The following is a 20368-nucleotide window of genomic DNA, read 5'->3' on the forward strand; positions in this document are numbered from 1 at the left end:
GGCACTGAAGCAGGCTGAAGCCCCGGATCGACCGGCATCGCCGAGGTTCAGGCAGGGAGTCCTGTCGCTGCACCGGGAGAGTCGGACGGCTCTGCAGAGCGGCTGGGCGTCGGTCTCGGGCCTTCAAACCTGCAGCGTGAGCGAGCCGCCCAGTTTGATCGTCCTGTTGCCCGCGGCAGCGACAACGCGGCGGATCCCGCGGCGGCTCTGCCCGCAGGATCAGGCAAGGACGCGGCGCTGCGCTGCGTCCTTCACCGCGCCCGGAAAGCCGTGTCGAGCGCCTCCGAGACGCGCGACAGGGCCGCGGCGCGGGCGGCGGCGTCGGAGCCGATATGCGGGTCGCGCTGCACACACGGGTCGGCATAGGTGAACGGCGCGGCGTTCGCGCCCTCGACGAGGGCGCCGTCCGCCGCCTCGCGGATCGCGCAGGCGCGGACGGTCTGCGCGCCCCTGGCGACCACGGGCTGGCTCGGCCCGGTCGGGTTGTCGAAGACGTGCTGCGCCCCGGGATAGACGGTCAGGTCGACATCGGCACCGGCCGCCTTCAGACGCTCCGCGTAGGCCGCGCAGGTCGCGGCGGGATTGTAGTCGTCGCCGCTGCCCCCGAACATCCGGATCGGCCGGTCCACGACGGCGGTGTCGTCCCGGAACCGGATCGAGCAGTCCGGATAGACCGGTAGGTAGAGGGCGGGGGTGACGCCGGAGCGGTTCCAGGCCGCGTCGAAGCGCTTGAGGCTCGCGTAGAGCGCGGCCTGCCCGCCGCGCGAGAAGCCCATCACGGCGATCCGCGCCGGGTCGACCCGCGGATGCCGGGCCAGCACGCCCAGCGCCCGGTAGATGTCGAGGATGAGGTTCGTGCGCGCCAGGAGGCTCTGGTCGGTGTTGACGCTGGTCAGGCCGCGCCCGGTGAACCCGTCGATGGCGAAGGTCGAGATCCCGCGCGCCGCCAGCGCCCGCTGCCAGAACTCGATGTTCCCGCCCAGGCCCCCGGAGCCGTGCATCAGGATCACGGTCGGCAGGCGCTCCGTCCCCGCCTTGGCGACGCGCAGGAGCCCCGCGACCGTGACCGGCTTCGCCCCCTCGGACGTGCCGGTGAGGAACTGCCGGTCGGTCAGCGTCAGGCTGTCGAACGGGTGAATCTCCACGCGGGTGGCGTAGCTGCCGAGATCGGCGACGCCGTCCGGCGCGGGCCCGGCGGAGACCGCCCGCGGGATGCCGGCCAGCAGGCAGGCCGCCAGGAACAGGATCGGTCGTTGCATCGGAGCCCTCCGCCACCGGGCGGCAGCCTAGCAGCGGCGCGGGCGCCCTGTCCCCGCGTGACGGGCCGGAGCCGGTTTCCCTTCGGCGGCCGATGTCAGTCCCGGGCCCGGGAGGCTACGCGGCCGCGCGGTCGGCCAGGTAGGCGCGCCAGCCGCCGAAGCGCGTGATCTCGGCCGCCCCGTCGAGGCCGGCCGGCTCGACCAGGAAGCCCTTGGGCGCCGTACCGTCGGCGAGCCGCAGGGTGCCGATCCCGAGCGGCGCCGGGATGGCGGCGACGAAGCGTCCGAACGCGGCGGGCGGCAGGGCCCACACCTCGGTCTCGATGGCGGCGCCTTCGCCGGCCGCCACCCGAAGCAGGCCCGGGCGCTGCGGGGGACCGCCGGGCAGGGCGTAGAGGCGATAGTCCCGCGCGGTCGGCACCGCCCGCAGGAAGCGCGCGCCGCACCCGGCGAGCTCGCGGTTCAGCGGCAGCCCCGAGAGATGCGCCCCGACGACCGCCAGCTCGATCGCGTCCGGTCCGGCCGCGGCCGGTCCCGGCTCCGCCGTCGGCACCGGGATCGTGCCCGCGCCGATCCGCGGCGCGGACGCCGCGTGCAGGCGCGCGCCCAGGGCGGCGAGCAGCCCGTCCGAGCCGCGCGGCGCCAGCAGGGTGATCCCGGCGGGGAAGCCGTCGGCGCGGGGCCGCCCCGGCACCGCCAGGGCGCACCAGTCCAGCAGGTTGACGAAGTTGGTGTAGGTGCCGAGCTCGCTGTTCGGCCCGATCGGGTCGGCCGCCAGGGCCGCGCAGGTCTGCGGGCGCGGGTAGGTCGGCACGGCGAGGACGTCGATCCGGTCCCAGACCGCGTCCGCCTCCCGGCGCAGCGCCGCGAGGCGGTAGAGGCCCGCGAAGGCGTCCGCGGCGCTGTGGCGCTCGGCGGCGGCGATGACCGTCCGCGTCGTCGGGTGCAGGATCTCGGGGCGCGTCTCCATCACCGCACGGATCGCCGCGTAGCGCTCGGCGACCCACGGGCCGTCGTAGAGCAGGGCCGCGACGGCGAACATCGGCGCGAGATCCACCGGCGCCGCCGCCCCGGCGAGGGTTTCGAGATCGGCGACCGTCGCCGCGAAGGCCGCCTCCGAGAGCCCGTCGCCGCCGAAGCGGAGGCTCGCCGCGTCCGGGAGCCCGAGGCGCAGGCCCGGCGGCAGGCCGGCGGGGGCGGCCGGCACCGGCAGGGCCCGCGACCAGGGATCGGCCCCGTCCGGACCCAGCATGACCCGGAAGGCCGCGTCGGCGTCCGCGACGGTGCCGGCGAAGACCGAGAGCGTGTCGAGGGTCCGGCAGGCCGGCAGCATCCCGCGGCTGGAGATCGCCCCGAGGGAGGGCTTCAGCCCGACGACGTTGTTGAGCGCCGCCGGCACCCGGCCCGACCCCGCCGTATCGGTGCCGAGCGCGAAGGCGACGATCCCGTGGGCCACCGCCACGGCGGAGCCGCTGCTGGACCCGCCGGGCACGTAGGCCGGATCGATCGCGTTGCGCGGGGCCGGGTAGGGGGTGCGCAGGCCGACCAGCCCGGTGGCGAACTGGTCGAGGTTGGTCTTGCCGATCAGGATCGCGCCCGCCGCGCGGAGCCGTGCCACCGCGGGTGCGGTCTCGGCGGGGGTGTGGGCGAAGTCCGGGCAGGCGGCGGTGGTCGGCAGGCCGGCGACGTCGATGTTGTCCTTCACGGCGAAGGGCACGCCCCAGAGCGGCATCGTAGCGGGGTCGAAGGGCGGGAGCGCCGCCGCGGCGTCCCGGGCGTCCGCCTCCGGGACGAGCGCGAGGAAGATGCCGGGATCGTCCACCGCGGCGAGCCGCCGGTAGGCCTCGGCCACGACGGCGCGCGGGTCGAGGCCGTCGGCGTAGGCCGCGTGCAGGAGCGGGATCGTCGGGAAGGGGGGCACGGCGGCTCCTCGTTCTCAGGTCGGCAGACAAGTTCGCGCGCGAGGGGATTCGGCGCGCGGGGGGCCAGGCCCTGCCCGCGCCCGCATCTCGAGGTGCAGCGGTGGATCGCACGGTCGTCCTCCCCCGCGGCCCGATGCGCCCGGACGGCTCAGGATGCGTCGCCGGTGGCGCGGTACCAGTCGAGGATCTCGACCCCCTGCATGAACACCGCGTCGTCGCGGGCCAGGATGGCGTCGAGCAGCCGCTCCAGCAGGTGGATCCGGTGCGGGACGCCGGTGATGTAGGGGTGGATCGCGAAGCCCATCACCTTGGCGCCGCCGAGGGGGCCGGAGCCGGCAGCCTCGGCGGCGAGCCGGTCGAGATGGGCGAGCGCCCGCTCCACGAACTCGTCGGCCCGGTGGTGCTGGATGGCCAGCAGCGGGATGTCGTTGAGCTCGACCGAGTAGGGGAGGGCGACGAGGTCGCCCGTGCGCGTCGCCACCCGGCAGGGGCGATCGTCGACCACGAAGTCGCCGACGTACTCGAGCCCGGCCGCGCGCAGGTGGTCGGGCGTGTCGAGGGTCTCGGTGAGGCCCGGCCCCAGCCAGCCGCGCGGCGGGCGCCCCGTGGTTCCGGTGATCGCCGCGACGGTGCGGGCGATCATCTCCGGCTGGTCCGCGACCCTGTGGGTCGGGACCTGGTGGAAGCCGTGGGCCATGAACTCCCAGCCGGCCGCGTGGGCGGCCTCGGCGATGCGCGGATAGGCCGTGCAGACCGAGCCGTTGATCGACAGGGTCGGGCGGATGCCCCGGCTCTCGAACGCCTCGAGGAACCGCCAGAAGCCGACCCGCATGCCGTACTCGTGCCACGCCCAGTTCGGGATGTCCGGCAGCAGGCTGGCCCCGGTCGGCGGCACCAGGATCTGGCGCGGCATCGGGTGGTCGATCAGCCAGTGCTCGACGTTGACCACCGGCCAGACGGCGACGTGCCGGCCCCCGGGCAGCGTCAGGCGCGGCCGGTCCACGGCGGCGCGGTAGGCGAGGCGGTTCTCGGGCCGGCGGGGATCGTCGGGGGCGGTGTCCATCAGGCAGCGGCCCGCGGGGCGTGGTGGCTGTGGAGCTGGGCCGCGAGCATCCGGCGCAGGTCGTTGAAGGCCGGGCTCGACACGTCGCGCCGCCGCGGCAGCTCGACCGGATGGATCGCCTCGATCCGGCCGGGGCCGGGCGACATCATCACGATGCGGTCGGCCAGGAAGATCGCCTCCTCGATGGCGTGGGTGACGAACAGGATCGTCAGCCCCGTCCGCGACCACAGGTCGAGCAGCTCGTCCTGCAGCCGCTCGCGAGTCATGGCGTCGAGGGCCCCGAAGGGCTCGTCCATCAGCACGACCTCGGCCTCGTTGGCGAGCACCCGCGCGATGGCGACGCGCTGCTTCATGCCGCCCGAGAGCTGGTGCGGGTAGGCGTCGGCGAAGGCCTGGAGGCCGACCAGGGCGATGTAGCGCTCGGCGGTGTCGCGCACCTCGGCGGCGGGCCGCCCGCGCGCCTTCGGGCCGAAGCCGATGTTGTCGCGCACGGTGAGCCACGGGAACAGGCCGTAATCCTGGAAGACCATCCCGCGGCTCGGCCCCGGCCCCGCGATCGGCTTGCCCCACATCAGGGCTTGCCCGGAACTCGGGGCCTCGAAGCCGGCGGCGACCCGCAGCAGCGTCGACTTCCCGCAGCCCGAGGCGCCGAGCAGGCAGACGAACTCGCCGCGGGACACCGTGAGGTTCGCCTCGCGCAGGGCCTCGGTCCGGCGGCCGCCCGCCGCGTAGGTCTTGGAGACCGCGCGCATGTCGAGGATCGGGATCGTGGGGTCAGCCATGGTTGGGGCTCCAGGCGAGCAGCCGGCGGCCCAGCTGCATGACCAGCCAGTCGGAGACGAAGCCCGCGACCCCGATCACCGCCATGCCGCAGATCACGATCTCGGTGCGCGAGAGCTGGCGCGCCTCCATGATGATCGCGCCGAGGCCGGTCTGGACCCCGGTCATCTCGCCGACCACGATCACCACCCAGGCGAAGCCGAGGCCGAGCCGCAGGCCGGTGAAGATCGACGGCAGCGCCGCCGGCAACACGACCCGGACGAACTGCGCCGGGCCGGTACAGCCCAGCATCGCGGCAGCCTCGAACAGGCGCGGCTCCACCGAGCGGACCCCGAACACGGTGTTGACCAGGATCGGGTAGAACGCCCCGAGGAACACGAGGAAGAAGGCCGAGCGCGGCCCGAGGCCGAATAGGATCATGGCCAGCGGCAGCCACGCGGTGACCGGAACGGGGCGCAGGACCTGAAGCGCGGGGTCGAGGAGCGCCCGGATCAGCGGAACGCGGCCGATCAGCAGGCCGAGCGGCAGGGCGGCGGCCGCCGCCAGCGCGAAGCCGCCGTAGACCCGGCTCAGCGACGCCGCGAGATGGGTCCAGAGCGTGCCGCTGAACGCGTCGTCGTTGACGCCGCCGACGGCGAGGTCCCGCATCTCCGCCCAGACCTCCGCGGGCGGCGGGATCAGGCTGTAGGGCCGGCCCGCGGTGGTGACCTGCCAGACAGCGACGAGTGCGGCCGGCACCACGCAGGCCAGAGCCAGCCGGCGCAGGTGGGCGAGCCCGAGCCCAGGTCCAGCCCGGCGGGCGGGGCCCGGCGTCACCGCCGCCGGCAGGGCGCCGGCCTCGATCCCGGTGCTCACGCCCGCCCCAGCGCGTCGACGAAGCGGGTGTCGATGAACCCCGGCTCGGGCAGCCGCTTGATCTGCTTGAGGGCGAGCATGTGCTGCGCGTAGGCGTCGGCCTGTCGGACCTCGTTCGGCCCGAGGCGCCAGGTCAGCTCGACGTTCGGGGCCGAGAGCTCGAGCGCCTCGCGCTTCTGCCCGAGCTTCGCCACTGCCATGGCGATCATCGCGTCGCGGTCGCCGGCCGCGAAGTCCGTCGCCTTGCGGTGGATCTCCAGCATGGTCCGGACGAGGTCGGGGCGCTCGGCGACCGTGTCGCGGTGGGCGCCGAACACCATGTTCAGCGCGCCCATCTCGGTGCCGTAGGGGTACTCGACGAGCTGGCCGACGCCCGAGGCGAGGCTGACGCCGGGGCCCGGCTCGGCGCCGACATAGGCGTCGACGTCGCCGCGGGCGAGCGCGATGTGCATCTCCGAGAAGGAGACGCGCACGGGGGTGATGTCCTTCACCGAGAGCCCCTCCATGCGCATCCGCTCTAGGACGAAGACCTCCTGGGTGCTGCCGGGCCAGATCGCGACGCGCTTGCCGCGCAGGTCCTTGATGGCGCGGATATCGGAGCCCTTCTTGGCGATCACCGCCATCCCGCGGTTGCAGGTGGAGGCGATGACCACGAGCGGCTCGCCGGCGGCCGCGCCCAGCGTCGCGGCGGCGATGCCGAACGTGCCGAAATCCACCGACTTGGTGACCACCGCATTCTTGCATTCGGTGGGACTCTCGAAGGGCACGACCTCGACCTTCACGCCCGCGGGGGTGAAGCGCTCGTAGAAGCTCGGCGCGATCGAGTGGATCAGCTTGAGCGAGCCCATCCGGATCGTGATGGGGGCGCCCTGGGCGCGGGCCCGGGCCAGGGGGCCGAGGGCGAGGCCGGCCCCGAGACCGGCCAGGAGGGTGCGGCGGCGGATCATCGAACGGCTCCTGCAGGGTCCCGATGTGCCGACGCTACGGGCACCACCTGTTGCGAGGAAGTGCTATTTTCTGAGCGTACCGTTGCCTCGCGGGCAACGGCCGGGCAGGGTGCGGGCGTGAAGCACCTGCGCACCGTCACTTACGTCGCCGAGGTCGCCCGCGCCGGCTCGATCCGGCGCGCCGCGGAGCGCTTGAACCTCACGCCCTCGGCCCTGACCCGGCAGATCCAGGATCTCGAGTACGAGCTCGGCACGCCGATCTTCGAGCGCCTGCCGCAGGGGATGCGGCTCAACGCGGCCGGCGAGCTCTTCGCCCGGCACATCCGCGACCAGGCGGCCGATCTCGACCGGGTCCGCTCGCAGATCGCCGACCTGTCGGGCGTGCGGCGGGGGCATGTGGCGCTCGCCTGCAGCCAGGCCTTCGTCACCCAGGTGGTGCCCGAGGAGGTCGAGGCCTACCGCGCCCGATTTCCGCAGGTCGGCTTCACCGTGCAGGTCCGCGACCACGCCCAGGCGGTCACCGCCCTGGCGGCTTTCGAGGCCGACCTCGCCCTGATCCTGCAGCCGCCGCCCTCGGCGGAGCTGCACCCGCTCTATGCCGGCCACCAGACCCTGTGCGCGCTGATGCGCCGGGGCCACGCGCTGGCGGCGGAACGCGGGCCCGTGCGCCTGCGCGACTGCCTCGCGCACGCCCTCGCGCTGCCCGACCGGTCGCTCGCCATCCGCCACCACATCGAGCACGCGCTGGCCCGGCGGGGCGTCGAGCTGCGGCCCGTGGTGGAGTCGGGCTCGCTTGAGTTCCTGCGCAACCTCACCCTGCGGGAGGACGTGGTCAGCCTGCAGGTACCCAGCGGCATCCCGGAGGACCCGCGCCTCCACAGCCGGCCGATCGACACCCGCGATCTCACCCCGATGACGCTGGTCCTGGCGCAGCTGCGCGGGCGCTCGCTCTCGGTGGCCGCCGCCAAGTTCGCCGACCAGCTCGTCGTCCGGCTCAACCGGGAAGGGACCTGAACGGGAAGGGGCCTGACCGTCGCCCCGCTCAGGCGGGCAGGCCGGCAAGGGCCAGCGCCTCGGCGTATCGCTGCCCCAGCGCGGCGACCGGGAAGGGGATCCGCGCCAGGAAGCCCGAGACCGTCAGTTCGGGCTCGATCTCCAGGAGCTCGGCGACCGCCTGCCGGGCGCGCTCCGGCTGGCCGAGCCCGACATGGGCCACGGCGAGCGCCCGCAGGGCGACGGCGAAGCGCCGGTTCTGCGCCAGCGCCCGCTCGGCCCACCGGATCGCCTCGGGATAGTCGGCCTCGCTCACCGCCGCGACCGCCATCACGCCCGACATCAGCCAGCCGCGCGGATCCCGCGGGTTGAGCTGCAGCGCCCGCTCGACCATGGCGCGTCCCGCCTCGGCGCGGCCGCACATGGTCTCGATCCAGCCCGCGAGGGTGAGCGCCAGGGCGGAGTTCGGGTTGACGAGCAGCGCGCGGCCGAACAGGTCGCGCGCCCGCTCCCGCCCGGTCTCCGACATGTTCCAGACCGCGAAGGCCGCCATCCACAGCACCTGCGCGTCCCCGGGCGCGCGCTCGACCGCGCCCCAGGCCAGCCGCACGGCCGCCGCGCGCTCAGCCTCGCCCTGCGCGATCCAGCCCTGGAAGTGGCACTGCGCCCGGCAATAGGCCGCCGCGGCCATCGCCGGTGCGTAGCCCGGGTCGAGCGCCAGGGCCTCGTCCAGGTGATCGAGCGCGGCCGCCATGCCGGCGGCGGTGAAGTCGGCGAGCCGGGCGTTGGCCCGGAGCAGCCGGTCGTAGGCGTCCGGATGGGCGGGCGCGTCGCGGCCGAGCCGGCGGATCTCCGCCAGTTGGAGGGTCGGCTCGATCGCGGCGGCGGCGCGCGCGGCGACCCGCTCCTGCAGGGCGAAGACGTCGTCGAGACCGCCGTCGAAGCTGTCGGCCCAGAGATGGGCGCCGGTCCCGGCATCGACCAGCTGGCCGGTGATGCGCAGGCGCGAGCCGCCGCGGCGCACGCTGCCCGCGACCACGTAGCCGACGCCGAGCTCCTGCCCGACCCGGCGCACGTCGATCGCCGCGCCCCGGTAGGTGAAGGTCGAGTTGCGCGCGATCACGAACAGGCCGCTGACGCGGGACAGCGCCGTGATGATCTCCTCGGTCATCCCGTCGGCGAAGTAGTCCTGCTCCGGATCCGCGCTCATGTTGGTGAAGGGCAGGACCGCCACCGCGGGCAAGCGCGGCCCGGCGCGCCACGTGACGCCCGGCTCCGCCGCGTCTTCCGGAGCGATCCCGGGCGAGACCTCCGATGCGGCCTCCCGCACGGCGCCGACGAAGCGCACGCCCTTGCGCGGGAGGGTCCGGATCCAGCGCTGCCCGGTTCCCGTGTCGCCGATCGCCGTCCGGGCCGCGTTGATCCGGCTGCCGAGGGTCGCCTCGGAGACGATGCGCCCGTTCCAGACCGCCTCCAGCAGGTCGTCGCGGCTGACCACCCGGTCGCGCCGCTCGATGAGCACGCGCAGGAGGTCGAAGACCTGCGGCTCGACGGCGATCTCCGCGCCGTCCCGGCTCAGCTCGCGCCGGGCGGAATCGAGGGTGAAGGGTCCGAACCGGTAGATCACGGGGCGTTCCTGGGCGGGGCCATGTCCGCGTTCCGCGCCCTGCTCACCGAACCGGTCTCCGCGGCGGAGGGCGCTCTAGCACGGGCCCGGGCGGGCATAAATCATGGGCCTCTGAAGGTGTCCTCAAGGCCCTCTCAAAGCGCGGTGTCGAACATCGGGATAGGTTTCGCTCCATCGAAGACTTTCCGACGGGGGAGCCGTCCATGGCCCGCGAGACCGATCCCGACACATCCGCCTGGAGCCGCCGCCGCCTCCTGAAGAGCGCGGTGGCCACCGCCGCCCTCGCCGAACTCGGCCTCGGCGGGACCGCGCGGGCGCAGGGTGCCCCGGCCCCCGGCGCCCCGGTCCCCGGCGTCATGCCGGGCGTCCTGAAGCAGGTCGAGGCCGGCGTGCTCGACGTCGGCTACGTCGAGGCCGGTCCCGCCGACGGACCGGCGGTCATCCTGCTTCACGGCTGGCCCTACGACATCCACGCCTTCGCGGAGGTCGTGCCGATCCTCGCGGCGGCCGGGCACCGGGTGATCGTGCCGTACCTGCGTGGCTACGGCACCACCCGCTTCCTGGCATCGGACACGGTCCGGAACGGCGAGCAGGCGGCACTCGCCGTGGACGTCATCGCCCTGATGGACGCCCTGAAGATCCCCCAGGCCGTCCTGGGCGGCTTCGACTGGGGCGCGCGGACGGCCGACATCGTCGCGGCGCTGTGGCCGGAGCGGTGCCGGGCGCTGGTGGCGGTCAGCGGCTACCTGATCGGCAACCAGGAGGCCGGCAAGAAGCCGCTCCCGCCGCGGGCCGAGCTGTCCTGGTGGTACCAGTTCTACTTCGCCACCAGCCGGGGGCGGGCCGGCTACGAGGCCTACCGCGCCGACTTCGCCAGGTTGATCTGGCAGACCGCCTCGCCGCGCTGGCGCTTCGACGACGCCACCTTCGCGCGGAGCGCCCCGGCCCTCGACAACCCGGATCACGTCAGCATCGTCATCCACAATTACCGCTGGCGGATGGGCCTCGCCGAGGGCGAGCGCCGGTACGACGCGCTGGAGCGCCGCCTCGCTGAGGCGCCCACGATCGGCGTGCCGGCCATCACCCTGGAGGGCGACGCGAACGGCGCCCCGCATCCCGAACCCGCCAGCTACGCGGCCAAGTTCACCGGGCGCTACGCGCACCGGCTGATCACCGGCGGGATCGGCCACAACCTGCCGCAGGAGGCCCCGCGCGCCTTCGCGCAGGCGGTGATCGACGCGGCCGCGGCCTGACCGCGCCGGCGCGGCCGGGTCATCCCCGGACACACGACCATCCCGAGACGATGACGGAGGTTGCCATGCGGTTCCTGGCTGTCGCGCTGCCGGCCCTGCTCGCTGCCGGCCTGCTCTCTGCAGGCCCATTCTTCGCCGGCTCCGCGGTGCGCGCCGTGGAGGCGGCGACCGCCCCGGCGGCCTCGCCGATCTACGGCGTCACCGTCCCGGACGGGTACCGCGACTGGCAGCTCGTCGGCGTCGCGCAGGAGACCGGGGCCCTCGACGAGCTGCGCGCGGTCGTCGGCAACGCGCGGGCGCTCGACGCCTACCGGTCCGGCACCCTGCCGTTCCCGGACGGGACGGTGCTGGTGAAGCGCGCCTGGACACGGGTGCCGTCGGCGGAGTTCGCCCCGGCCTTCGTGCCCGGCGGTGCCACGACGATCCAGGTCATGGTGAAGGATTCGCGGCGCTACGCGGCGACGGGCGGCTGGGGGTTCGGGCGCTTCGTCGACGGCAAGCCCGCGGACGCGGCCCAGCACGAGACCTGCTTCGCCTGCCACAGCGCGAATGTCCGGGACCACGACTACGTGTTCACGCGGCTCGCGCCCTGACGCGGGCCGCCCGGACGGCCGCGGCGCCCTGTCAGCGCGCCGCTTCCCTCAACTTCCGCTCGATGCCGCGCCTTGCGTCTCCCGTCAGCCGGCGCCTACACCTTTGCCGGCTCAAGCTCGGCCCGGACCGGGCGGGACATGACGGCGCCGGCCCTAGGCACGGCCCCGCAGGGAGGATAGCGCGTGACGATCGCCCGATACGGCGCAGCCCTGGCGCTGCTCTGCGGCTTCGGTTTCCTGTCGCCCCTCAGGGCCGACGAGTGCCCCAACCGCGGCCAGCTCGACGACGCCTACTGCGACGCCAACAAGGACCTCGTCGCCGACGTCCCGGCCAAGACCCGCGACCCGAGCGTGATCGTCTTCGCCTACACGCCGGTGGAGGATCCCGCGGTCTACGAGAACTCGTTCAAGCCGTTCACGACCTACCTGAGCCAGTGCACGGGCAAGCGCGTCGTCTACTACCCGGTCCAGTCGAACTCGGCCGAGATCGAGGCGATGCGCTCGGGCCGGCTCACGGTGGCGGGCTTCTCGACCGGCCCGCTCGGCTTCGCGGTGAACATGGCCGGCGCGGTGCCGTTCGCCGCCAAGGGCACCGAGAAGGGCGCCGAGGGCTACAACCTGATCGTGGTGGTGAAGGCGAGCAGCCCGTACAAGACGCTGGCCGACCTCAAGGGCAAGCGCGTGGCCCACACGGCGCCGTCGTCGAATTCCGGCAACCTCGCGCCCAAGGCGCTGTTTCCCGAGCAGGGGCTGAAGCCCGGCGAGGACTACAAGCTCATCTACTCGGGCGGCCACGACAAGTCGGCGCTGGGCGTCGGCACCGGCGACTACGACGCCGCCCCGGTGGCCTCGGACGTGTTCTACCGGATGGTCGCCCGCGGCACGATCAAGGGCGACGATTACCGGGTGATCTACACGAGCGAGAAGTTCCCGACCTCGGGCTTCGCCTACGCCCACGATCTCAAGCCGGAACTCGCCGAGAAGCTGAAGCAGTGCTTCTACGATTTCCGCTTCCCGCCCGACATGGTGAAGGATTTCGAGGGCGACGACCGGTTCGCGCCGATCACCTACCTCAAGGACTGGGCGATCGTCCGCAAGGTCGCGGAGGAATCGGGCACGCCGTACAACAAGGCCGCCTACGAGCGCGAGGCCGCCCGCGAGGCCGAGGCCGCCCGCAAGAAGGCCGCGGGCGCGCCCAAGCCGTGACGCGAGCGGTGACGGCGGGACGCGCCGCGCGCGCGGTGGCGGCCGGACCTGAGGGCGATCCCCGGGCGGAGGATCCGCGCGCGCTGGTGATCCGCGGGCTGACCAAGGCGTACCGGGCCGGGCAGCCGGTCCTGAAGGGCATCGACCTCGTGGTGCCCGGCACCGGGCTCACGGCGATCATCGGGCCGTCCGGCACCGGCAAGAGCACCCTGATCCGCTGCATCAACCGCCTGGTCCAGCCGACCTCGGGGGAGATCCTGTTCCGCGGCGAGGACCTCGCCCGGCTCTCCGGCCCCGCCCTGCGCCGGGCGCGGCGCCGGATCGGGATGGTGTTCCAGGAGTACAACCTGGTCGAGCGCCTCTCGGTGATGGAGAACCTGCTCTGCGGCCGCCTCGGCTACGTGCCGGCGTGGCGCGCGTGGCTGCGGCGCTTCCCCGAGGCGGACATCGCCCGCGCCTTCGACCTCCTCGACGCGGTCGGCCTGTCGGGTTTCGCCACCCGCCGGGCCGACGCCCTGTCGGGCGGGCAGCGCCAGCGCGTCGGCATCGCCCGGGCGATCATGCAGGAGCCCGAGATCGTGCTCGCCGACGAGCCGACCTCGTCCCTCGACCCGAAGAGCTCCGTGGAGATCATGGAGATCCTGTCCCGGCTCGCGGCCGAGCGCGGCGTGCCGGTGGTGGTCAACATCCACAACGTGGCGCTCGCCCAGCGCTTCGCCGCGCGGATCGTCGGCATGTCGGGCGGGCACGTGGTCTATGACGGGCCGCCGGACCGGCTGAGCGAGGCCGACCTGCGCGGCATCTACGGCGGCGAGAACTGGCTCGAATGAGCACGCCCGCCCGCCCGGCCTCCCCGGACGCTTCCCCCGACCGCGTCGCGTTCCGGCCCAACTGGACCGCCCGCGCCGGCTGGGCGCTCCTCGCCGTCTACGCGGTCTACGCGGCGACCCAGCTCGGCTTCTCCCCCGAGCGCTTCGCCGGCGGCCTCGCCCACGGGCGGCAATTCCTGGCGCGGATGTTCCCGCCGAACTTCTCCCGCTGGGAGCTGATCCAGTCGGGGATCGTCGAGAGCCTGCAGATCGCCGTGATCGCCACGGTGGCCGGCATCGCGGTCGCCCTGCCGATCGGCTTCCTGGCGGCCCGCAACCTGATGCCGCCCTGGGTGACGTGGCCGACCCGCGTCCTGATCGCGCTCTGCCGGTCGTTCCACCCGATCATCGTGGCGATCCTGTTCGTGAAGGCGATCGGCTTCGGGGCGCTCGCCGGCGTCATGGCGCTGATCGTCGCCTCGGTGGGCTTCATCGCCAAGCTGTTCGCCGAGGCGATCGAGGAGATCTCCCTGAAGCAGGTCGAGGCCGTGCGGGCGACCGGCGCCGGCTTCCTGTCGACCCTGATCATGGGCGTGCAGCCGCAGGTGCTGCCGCGCTTCATCGGCTTCGCCACCTACCAGCTCGATTCCAACCTGCGAAACTCGACCATGGTCGGCATCGTCGGCGGCGGCGGCATCGGCGCGACGCTGTTCACCGCCTACCAGCGCTTCGACTTCGACGTGGTGCTGGCGATCCTGATCGTCATCGTCGCCCTGATCATGGTGGCCGAGATCGTCTCCGGCTGGGCCCGCAAGGTGTTCCAGTGAGCGTCGCCCTCGCGCCCGCTTCCGCCGGCCCGCGCCGCTGGCAGCGCTTCCCCCTGTGGAAGCGGCTGGCGCGGCTCGCCTTCACGCTCTGCGCGGTGGCGGCCTTCGTGGCGAGCCTGCGCACCATCGAGGTGATCCCTGAATTCCTCTACGACGCCCCCGACCAGCTGGCCGACCTGTTCGGCCGGATGTGGCCGATGGATGCCGGCTATGTCGGCCCGACGCTGCGGGCGCTGGTGGAGACGCTCCACATCGCGACGCTCGGCACCCTGATCGCCATCGCGATCGCGGTGCCGATCGGGCTGATGGCGGCCCGCAACGTCGCGCCCAACCGCGCGCTGAACCTGTTCGCCAAGTTCGTGTTCGTGACCTCGCGCTCGGTGAACTCCCTGGTCTGGGCGCTGCTGTTCGTGGCGGTGTTCGGCCCGGGGCCGCTGGCCGGGACCCTCGCGATCGCGCTCCGCTCCGTCGGCTTCACCGGCAAGCTGTTCGCCGAGGCGCTGGAGGAGGCCGATCGCGGCTCGATCGAGGCCCTGCAGGCCGCGGGCGCCGGCCGGATGTCGACGCTGCTGCTCGGCTACTGGCCGCAGGTGAAGCCGGCCTTCTGGTCGATCGCGCTGTTCCGCTGGGACATCAATATCCGCGAATCCGCCGTGCTCGGGCTGGTCGGCGCGGGCGGCATCGGCGTCGCGCTCGATACCGCCCTGAACCTGCTCTACTGGGACCAGGTCGCCGTGGTGCTCGCCGCGATCTTCGGCGTCGTCATCCTGGCCGAGATCGTCGTGACGGCTCTGCGCGCCCGGACGCTCTGAGACGGGGGCCCGTCAGCGCCCCAGCGACATGCCGAGCGGCGGCTCGACCTCCGGCGGCAGCGGCGAGACGTAGCCCGCCGCGCCGACCCGGCGGGCGAGGTCCGCCTTGGCGGCGTCGCGCAGGGCCGCGTCGGTCAGCGCCCGGGCGCCGGTGGCGGCCATCGCCTTGGCGACCTGCACCATCGCCTTGTGGGCCGCCGGTGTCTTGCCCTGCGCCACCACCTGCCAGGTGTGGAACGGCGTGCCGATCGCCACCGTCGGCGCGTGGGCCTGGACGGTCGGCACCACCCAGCTCACGTCGCCGACATCGGTGGACCCGACCGCGGGGTTGCGCGGCGCGTCGAGGGGGACGAGGAAATCGGCGAGCGGTGCCTCGGTGCGCGGCATCCCGATGGCGCGGAACACGGCGTCGATGTCGCCGTCGGTGAGCGTCGCCCGGATCTGGCCGGCGAAGTCCCGGTCGGCCTCGTCGAAATGCGGCGGCCCGAGCTCCTCCATGACGCCGTGCAGCGCCCGCTCCAGGGGATCGTTGCCCAGCAGGTTCGACACCGCGCTGACGATCCGCACCTCGACCGCGGTCTCGGTCATCAGGGCGGCGCCCTGCGCGATCTTCTTCACCCGCTCGACCAGCGCCAGCATGCCCGGCAGGTCGCGGGCCCGGATCGAGTAGCGCACCGTCGCGCCGGCCTGGACGACGTTCGGCGCGATGCCGCCGGCGTCGAGATAGGCGTAGTGCACCCGCGCGTCGGACGGCATGTGCTCGCGCATGTAGTTCACGCCGACGCTCATCAGCTCGACGGCGTCGAGCGCCGAGCGCCCGAGATGGGGCGCGGCCGCCGCGTGGGCGGTGCGGCCGGTGAAGACGAAGTCGGCCCGGGTGTTGGCGAGGGCGACCGGCGGCGCCACCTCCCAGAAGCTGCCCGGATGCCAGGAGATCGCGATGTCGGCGTCCGCGAAGGCGCCGGCGCGGACCATGAACGCCTTGGCGGCGCCGCCTTCCTCCGCCGGGCAGCCGTAGTAGCGCACGCGGCCCGGCGTGCCGGTCTCGGCGAGCCAGTCCTTCAGGGCGGTGGCGGCGAGCAAGGCCGCCGAGCCGAGGAGGTTGTGGCCGCAGCCGTGGCCGTGGCCGCCCGCCTCCACCGGCCGGTGCTCGGCGACGCCCGCCTCCTGCGACAGGCCCGGCAGGGCGTCGTACTCGCCCAGGAACGCGATGACCGGCCCGCCGTCCCCGGCCTCGCCCATGACCGCAGTGGGAATGCCGGCGACCGCCTCCGTGACCCGGAAGCCCTGGTGGCGCAGCTCGGCGACGTGCTCGGCGCAGGAGCGCGTCTCCGTGTAGCAGACCTCCGGCATGCCCCAGACCCGCTCGGACAGGGCGATCAGCCGCTCCGACTGCGCGTCGACGTGGCGCCACACGGCGTTGCGGTTGTCCATCGTGTCGTCTCCGGGAAAGCTGCGCATCGAGGTCGCGCCACCATAGCGGCCTCCGCGCCGTCATCGCGAGCGCAGCGAAGCGACCCAGGGTTGCGCGCCCTCGGGAAGCGTGGCGCCGCTGGCTCGCTTCGCTCCGCTCGCAAGGACGGATGCGGCGCGAGCGCTGCTGCTGCCTGACCGTATGCACCGCCCAGGCCATGCTCCTGCCCGAACCAAGCGTCCGTCAACACGTTCCGATTGAACCGTCACTGGCCCGCCCCTTGCCAAGGCCGCTGCCGGAATGTTGCTGTGCCTGTCACGGCGGTAAACGGGATGCGTACATGGACGAGCGGGATCTGCGCGGCCTCATCGGGCGGGTGAAGGACGGTCGCCTGTCGCGGCGGGCCTTCGTGCAGCGGATGGTGGCTGTCGGCCTCACCGCGCCCATGGCCGGTCTGATGCTGGCCGGGAACGGGGTCGCGATGGCGGCCGATATCCGGTCCGGCTACAAGCCGACCAAGGCCGGCGGCGGCGGCGCGCTCAAGCTGCTCTGGTGGCAGGCGCCGACGCTGATCAATCCGCATTTCGCCATCGGCACCAAGGACCAGGACGCCTCGCGGATCTTCTACGAGCCGCTCGCCGCCTGGGACGCGGACGGCAACCTCGTGCCGATTCTGGCCGCCGCGATCCCGTCCAAGGAGAACGGGGCGCTCGCCGCTGACGGCCGCTCGGTGGTCTGGACGCTCAAGCCCGGCGTGAAGTGGCACGACGGCAAGCCGCTCACCGCCGACGACCTCGTCTTCACCTGGGAGTACGCCCGCGACCCCGCCACCGCGGCGGTGACGGCCGGGTCCTACAAGGATTGCAAGGTCGAGAAGGTCGACGACCTCAGCGTCCGGGTGCTGTTCGACAAGCCGACGCCCTACTGGTGCGACGCCTTCGTGGGCATCGTCGGGATGGTGCTGCCGAAGCACCTGTTCGGCCCGTACAGCGGCGCCAAGTCCCGGGACGCGCCGCAGAACCTCGCCCCCGTGGGCACCGGCCCGTACCGGTTCGTGGAGTTCCGGCCCGGCGACATCGTCCGCGGCGAGCGCAACCCGGACTACCACCTGCCGAACCGGCCCTACTTCGACACGGTCGAGATGAAGGGCGGGGGCGACGCGGTCTCGGCCGCCCGCGCCGTGCTCCAGACCGGCGAGTACGACTACGCCTGGAACATGCTGATCGAGGACGAGGTGCTCAAGCGCCTGGAGACCGGCGGCAAGGGCCGGGTCGACGTGGTCTACGGCGGCAAGCTCGAGTTCCTGCTGCTCAACGCCACCGACCCGAACGTCGAGGTCGACGGCGAGCGCGCCTCGATCACGACGAAGCACCCCGCCTTCTCCGACCCGAAGGTGTGCCAGGCGATGAACCTGCTGGTCGACCGCAAGTCGATCCAGACCTACATCTACGGCCGCACCGGCAAGCCCACCGCCAACACGGTCAACGGCCCGGAGCGCTTCGTCTCCAAGAATACGAGCTTCGCCTTCGACCCGGCCAAGGCCAACGCGCTCCTCGACGAGGCCGGCTGGAAGAAGGGTTCCGACGGCATCCGCGCCAAGGACGGCAAGAAGCTCAAGCTCGTCTTCCAGACCTCGATCAACGCGCCGCGCCAGAAGACGCAGGCGATCATCAAGCAGGCGGCCGCCAAGGCCGGCATCGAGATCGAGCTGAAATCGGTGACCGGCTCGGTGTTCTTCTCCTCCGACCCGGCGAACCCCGACACCTGCACGCATTTCTACGCCGACATGGAGATGTACGCCTACAGCATGACGCAGGCCGATCCGGCGATCTGGCTGCTGATGTACGCCTCCTGGGAGGTGGCCCAGAAGGCCAACAAGTGGCAGGGCCGCAACGTCGTGCGCTGGCGCAACGACGCCTACGACAAGGCCTACAACGCCGCCCAGAGCGAGCTCGACCCGGTCAAGCGCGCGGCGCTCCTGATCACCTGCAACGACCTCGCGGTGTCCGAGAACGTGCTGCCGCTGATCCACCGCGCCGAGGTCTCGGCGGTGGGCGCCACGCTCACGGCGCCCCGCAGCGGCTGGGACAACGACCTGTCGTTCCTGCCCGACTGGTACAGGGAGGCCTGAGCGGGAGCCTGAGCGCCATGGGCGCCTACATCCTGCGACGCCTCCTGATCGCGATCCCAAGCCTGCTCGGCATCAGCCTGATCCTGTTCACCGTCCTGGCGCTCGCGCCGGGCGACCCGTTCGGCGAGCTCGCCAGCAACCCGAACGTGCCCCCGGAGGTGCGGGCGGCCCTGCGGGTGAAGTTCGGCCTCGATGACCCGATCCTCACCCGCTACCTGCACTGGCTCACCGCCATGCTGCAGGGCGACTGGGGCTTCTCCTTCGCGAGCCGGGTGAACGTCGACACGCTGATCCTGCAGCGGCTGCCGACGACCCTGTTCGTGGTCGGCTCCTCCCAGGTCCTGGCGCTGCTGATCGCGATCCCGGTGGGCCTCACCGCGGCGCGCCGGCCCTACTCGCTCGCCGACCAGGTCGCCAACACGCTGGCCTTCGTGGGCTTCTCGCTGCCGACCTTCTTCACCGGCCTGCTGTTCATCCTGCTGTTCTCGATCAAGCTCGGCTGGCTGCCCTTCGTCTACCAGGCCGACCTGCCGGGCTCCGGCCTGCCCTGGGTCTGGGCGAATGTCCGGCAGGCGATCATGCCGGTGGCGGTGCTGGGCTTCTTCCAGGCCGCCTCCTACACCCGCTACGTGCGCGCCTCGGCGCTGGACGTCGCCCGCCTCGACTACGTCACCACGGCCCGGGCCAAGGGCCTGACCGAGGGCACGGTGACCCGCCGGCACATCGCCCGCAACGCCCTGATCCCGGTGGTGACGCTCGTCGCCCTCCAGATCCCGGCGGTGTTCGGCGGCGCCATCGTCACCGAGCAGATCTTCCGGATTCCCGGCATCGGCTCGCTGCTGATCGACGCCATGCTGGCCAACGACACACCGGTGGTGATGGCCGTGACCTTCGTGTTCGCCGGCCTCGTCATCCTGTTCAACCTCGTCGCGGACCTGCTCTATGGCTGGCTCGACCCTCGCATCGCCCTCCGATGAGGCGGTGCCCGTCGCCCGCGCGCCGGCCTCGCCGGGGCGGGAGACGTGGCGGCGCTTCCGGCGGCACCGGCTGGCGCTCGCCAGCGTCGGCGTGCTGGCGCTCCTGGTCGCCGGCGTGGTGTTCGGCGGCCTGCTCTGGCCGGTCGCCATCGACGACATCGACTTCGCGGCCCAGCTCCAAGGTCCGTCCTGGGACCACCCGTTCGGCACCGACGATCTCGGCCAGGACCTGCTCGCCCGGATGATCTACGGCGGGCGGATCTCGCTCGCGGTCGGCTTCGCCGCCATGGCGGTGGCGAGCCTGATCGGCGTGCTGGTCGGCGCGCTCGCCGGCATGTCGCGCCGGTTCCTCGACCCGGTGCTGATGTGGCTGACCGACCTGTTCCTGTCGCTGCCGCAGCTGCCGCTGCTGCTCCTCGTGATCTACCTGTTCCGCGACAGCCTGAAGGCCGTGTTCGGCAGCCAGGGCGGCGTGTTCCTGATGATCGTCGCGGTGATCGGGGGCTTACGCTGGATGCCGGTCGCCCGGCTGGTGCGGGCGCAGTTCCTGAGCCTGCGCGAGAAGGAGTTCGTGGAGGCGGCCCGCTCGCAGGGCGCGACGACCGGGCACCTCGTGCGCCGCCACATCCTGCCGAACGCGCTGGGGCCGGTGATCGTGGCGGCCTCGATCGAGGTCTCGTCCGCGATCATCGCGGAATCGACCCTGTCCTTCCTGGGGCTCGGCTTCCCGCCCGACATCCCGACCTGGGGGCGGCTGCTGTTCGACGCCAAGGACCACCTCGACGTCGCCCCGCACTGGGCGCTGTTCCCGGGGGGCGCGATCTTCCTGACCGTGCTGTCGATCAACTTCATCGGCGACGGCCTGCGCGACGCCCTCGACCCGCGGCGGGTTCTCTAGCG

At 72.9% G+C, this 20368-nt stretch carries 18 protein-coding genes; 10 read left to right on the forward strand and 8 right to left on the reverse strand.

The window, feature by feature from the left end; translation table 11 throughout:
• Positions 1 to 251: 251 nt before the first annotated feature.
• From ACTJK8_RS12310 to ACTJK8_RS12335, 6 genes are all read right to left on the reverse strand, one after another.
• Entirely contained in the window at positions 252 to 1259 is a 1008-nt protein-coding gene (locus ACTJK8_RS12310; protein ID WP_059409781.1) for a dienelactone hydrolase family protein, read from the reverse strand.
• Positions 1260 to 1374: 115 nt separating this feature from the next.
• Positions 1375 to 3180: an allophanate hydrolase gene (gene atzF / locus ACTJK8_RS12315; RefSeq protein ID WP_012321484.1), complete on the reverse strand. Its 1806-nt coding sequence runs from the start codon at positions 3178 to 3180 to the stop codon at positions 1375 to 1377.
• Positions 3181 to 3329: 149 nt separating this feature from the next.
• The gene (locus ACTJK8_RS12320; protein ID WP_029360054.1) at positions 3330 to 4244 is read right to left on the reverse strand and encodes a polysaccharide deacetylase family protein; all 915 of its coding nucleotides are present in this window, start codon (positions 4242 to 4244) and stop codon (positions 3330 to 3332) included.
• Positions 4244 to 5026 (reverse strand): ABC transporter ATP-binding protein, encoded by a 783-nt coding sequence (locus ACTJK8_RS12325; RefSeq protein WP_012321486.1) that lies wholly within the window; start codon positions 5024 to 5026, stop codon positions 4244 to 4246. Before ACTJK8_RS12325 ends, ACTJK8_RS12320 begins: the two co-directional genes overlap by 1 nt.
• The gene (locus tag ACTJK8_RS12330; RefSeq protein ID WP_440761976.1) at positions 5019 to 5879 is read right to left on the reverse strand and encodes an ABC transporter permease; all 861 of its coding nucleotides are present in this window, start codon (positions 5877 to 5879) and stop codon (positions 5019 to 5021) included. Before ACTJK8_RS12330 ends, ACTJK8_RS12325 begins: the two co-directional genes overlap by 8 nt.
• A complete protein-coding gene (locus tag ACTJK8_RS12335) occupies positions 5876 to 6826 on the reverse strand; it encodes an ABC transporter substrate-binding protein (protein ID WP_012321488.1) in 951 nt (316 codons plus the stop codon). Before ACTJK8_RS12335 ends, ACTJK8_RS12330 begins: the two co-directional genes overlap by 4 nt.
• Positions 6827 to 6943: 117 nt before the next feature.
• On the opposite strand from ACTJK8_RS12335, the gene ACTJK8_RS12340 reads away from it, so the two are divergent.
• Positions 6944 to 7840: a LysR family transcriptional regulator gene (locus ACTJK8_RS12340; protein WP_012321489.1), complete on the forward strand. Its 897-nt coding sequence runs from the start codon at positions 6944 to 6946 to the stop codon at positions 7838 to 7840.
• 28 nt (positions 7841 to 7868) lie between these two features.
• Here ACTJK8_RS12340 and ACTJK8_RS12345 read toward each other — a convergent pair whose 3' ends face one another.
• Positions 7869 to 9446: a winged helix-turn-helix domain-containing protein gene (locus ACTJK8_RS12345; RefSeq protein ID WP_266285700.1), complete on the reverse strand. Its 1578-nt coding sequence runs from the start codon at positions 9444 to 9446 to the stop codon at positions 7869 to 7871.
• Positions 9447 to 9649: 203 nt separating this feature from the next.
• Between ACTJK8_RS12345 and ACTJK8_RS12350 the strand changes: the two genes are divergently transcribed.
• The 6 genes from ACTJK8_RS12350 to phnE (ACTJK8_RS12375) all read left to right on the forward strand — a co-directional run bounded on the left by ACTJK8_RS12350 (position 9650) and on the right by phnE (ACTJK8_RS12375) (position 14946).
• On the forward strand, positions 9650 to 10699 hold the full coding sequence (locus ACTJK8_RS12350) for an alpha/beta fold hydrolase (RefSeq protein WP_063110067.1): 1050 nt from the start codon (positions 9650 to 9652) through the stop codon (positions 10697 to 10699).
• Between the two features lie 65 nt (positions 10700 to 10764).
• Positions 10765 to 11292: a cytochrome P460 family protein gene (locus ACTJK8_RS12355; RefSeq protein WP_043074648.1), complete on the forward strand. Its 528-nt coding sequence runs from the start codon at positions 10765 to 10767 to the stop codon at positions 11290 to 11292.
• A gap of 183 nt (positions 11293 to 11475) precedes the next feature.
• The gene (gene phnD / locus ACTJK8_RS12360; protein ID WP_029360047.1) at positions 11476 to 12498 is read left to right on the forward strand and encodes a phosphate/phosphite/phosphonate ABC transporter substrate-binding protein; all 1023 of its coding nucleotides are present in this window, start codon (positions 11476 to 11478) and stop codon (positions 12496 to 12498) included.
• Between the two features lie 35 nt (positions 12499 to 12533).
• Complete coding sequence (gene phnC, locus ACTJK8_RS12365; RefSeq protein WP_024828718.1) at positions 12534 to 13328, forward strand: phosphonate ABC transporter ATP-binding protein; 795 nt, start codon at positions 12534 to 12536, stop codon at positions 13326 to 13328.
• Positions 13325 to 14134, forward strand: a complete 810-nt coding sequence (gene phnE / locus ACTJK8_RS12370) for a phosphonate ABC transporter, permease protein PhnE (RefSeq protein ID WP_012321495.1) — start codon at positions 13325 to 13327, stop codon at positions 14132 to 14134. Before phnC ends, phnE (ACTJK8_RS12370) begins: the two co-directional genes overlap by 4 nt.
• On the forward strand, positions 14131 to 14946 hold the full coding sequence (gene phnE, locus ACTJK8_RS12375) for a phosphonate ABC transporter, permease protein PhnE (protein WP_012321496.1): 816 nt from the start codon (positions 14131 to 14133) through the stop codon (positions 14944 to 14946). The genes phnE (ACTJK8_RS12370) and phnE (ACTJK8_RS12375) overlap by 4 nt, the downstream gene beginning before the upstream one ends.
• A gap of 12 nt (positions 14947 to 14958) precedes the next feature.
• Here the strand turns inward: phnE (ACTJK8_RS12375) and ACTJK8_RS12380 are convergent, their stop codons facing one another.
• A complete protein-coding gene (locus ACTJK8_RS12380; RefSeq protein WP_053621456.1) occupies positions 14959 to 16380 on the reverse strand; it encodes a M20 family metallopeptidase in 1422 nt (473 codons plus the stop codon).
• Between the two features lie 320 nt (positions 16381 to 16700).
• Here ACTJK8_RS12380 and ACTJK8_RS12385 point away from each other — a divergent pair, with 320 nt between their 5' ends.
• The 3 genes from ACTJK8_RS12385 to ACTJK8_RS12395 are packed head-to-tail and all read left to right on the forward strand — an operon-like array spanning position 16701 to position 20366.
• Positions 16701 to 18491, forward strand: a complete 1791-nt coding sequence (locus ACTJK8_RS12385) for a peptide ABC transporter substrate-binding protein (protein WP_053621455.1) — start codon at positions 16701 to 16703, stop codon at positions 18489 to 18491.
• Positions 18492 to 18508: 17 nt separating this feature from the next.
• Positions 18509 to 19468, forward strand: a complete 960-nt coding sequence (locus ACTJK8_RS12390) for an ABC transporter permease (RefSeq protein ID WP_053621454.1) — start codon at positions 18509 to 18511, stop codon at positions 19466 to 19468.
• Entirely contained in the window at positions 19434 to 20366 is a 933-nt protein-coding gene (locus ACTJK8_RS12395) for an ABC transporter permease (RefSeq protein WP_012321500.1), read from the forward strand. The genes ACTJK8_RS12390 and ACTJK8_RS12395 overlap by 35 nt, the downstream gene beginning before the upstream one ends.
• Positions 20367 to 20368 lie beyond the last annotated feature (2 nt).

The sequence above is a fragment of the Methylobacterium sp. 22177 genome (genome assembly GCF_052045615.1).
GTDB classification, from domain to species: Bacteria; Pseudomonadota; Alphaproteobacteria; order Rhizobiales; family Beijerinckiaceae; genus Methylobacterium; species Methylobacterium radiotolerans.

What these genes read in the sequence shown, in the direction of transcription:
- ACTJK8_RS12325 (WP_012321486.1), bottom strand. Translation starts at nt 5,026, where the DNA reads ATGGCTGACCCCACGATCCCGATCCTCGACATGCGCGCGGTCTCCAAG.
- phnE (WP_012321495.1), top strand. Translation starts at nt 13,325, where the DNA reads ATGAGCACGCCCGCCCGCCCGGCCTCCCCGGACGCTTCCCCCGACCGC.
- ACTJK8_RS12385 (WP_053621455.1), top strand. Translation starts at nt 16,701, where the DNA reads ATGGACGAGCGGGATCTGCGCGGCCTCATCGGGCGGGTGAAGGACGGT.
- ACTJK8_RS12355 (WP_043074648.1), top strand. Translation starts at nt 10,765, where the DNA reads ATGCGGTTCCTGGCTGTCGCGCTGCCGGCCCTGCTCGCTGCCGGCCTG.
- ACTJK8_RS12395 (WP_012321500.1), top strand. Translation starts at nt 19,434, where the DNA reads ATGGCTGGCTCGACCCTCGCATCGCCCTCCGATGAGGCGGTGCCCGTC.
- ACTJK8_RS12380 (WP_053621456.1), bottom strand. Translation starts at nt 16,380, where the DNA reads ATGGACAACCGCAACGCCGTGTGGCGCCACGTCGACGCGCAGTCGGAG.
- ACTJK8_RS12390 (WP_053621454.1), top strand. Translation starts at nt 18,509, where the DNA reads ATGGGCGCCTACATCCTGCGACGCCTCCTGATCGCGATCCCAAGCCTG.
- ACTJK8_RS12320 (WP_029360054.1), bottom strand. Translation starts at nt 4,244, where the DNA reads ATGGACACCGCCCCCGACGATCCCCGCCGGCCCGAGAACCGCCTCGCC.
- ACTJK8_RS12335 (WP_012321488.1), bottom strand. Translation starts at nt 6,826, where the DNA reads ATGATCCGCCGCCGCACCCTCCTGGCCGGTCTCGGGGCCGGCCTCGCC.
- ACTJK8_RS12350 (WP_063110067.1), top strand. Translation starts at nt 9,650, where the DNA reads ATGGCCCGCGAGACCGATCCCGACACATCCGCCTGGAGCCGCCGCCGC.
- ACTJK8_RS12310 (WP_059409781.1), bottom strand. Translation starts at nt 1,259, where the DNA reads ATGCAACGACCGATCCTGTTCCTGGCGGCCTGCCTGCTGGCCGGCATC.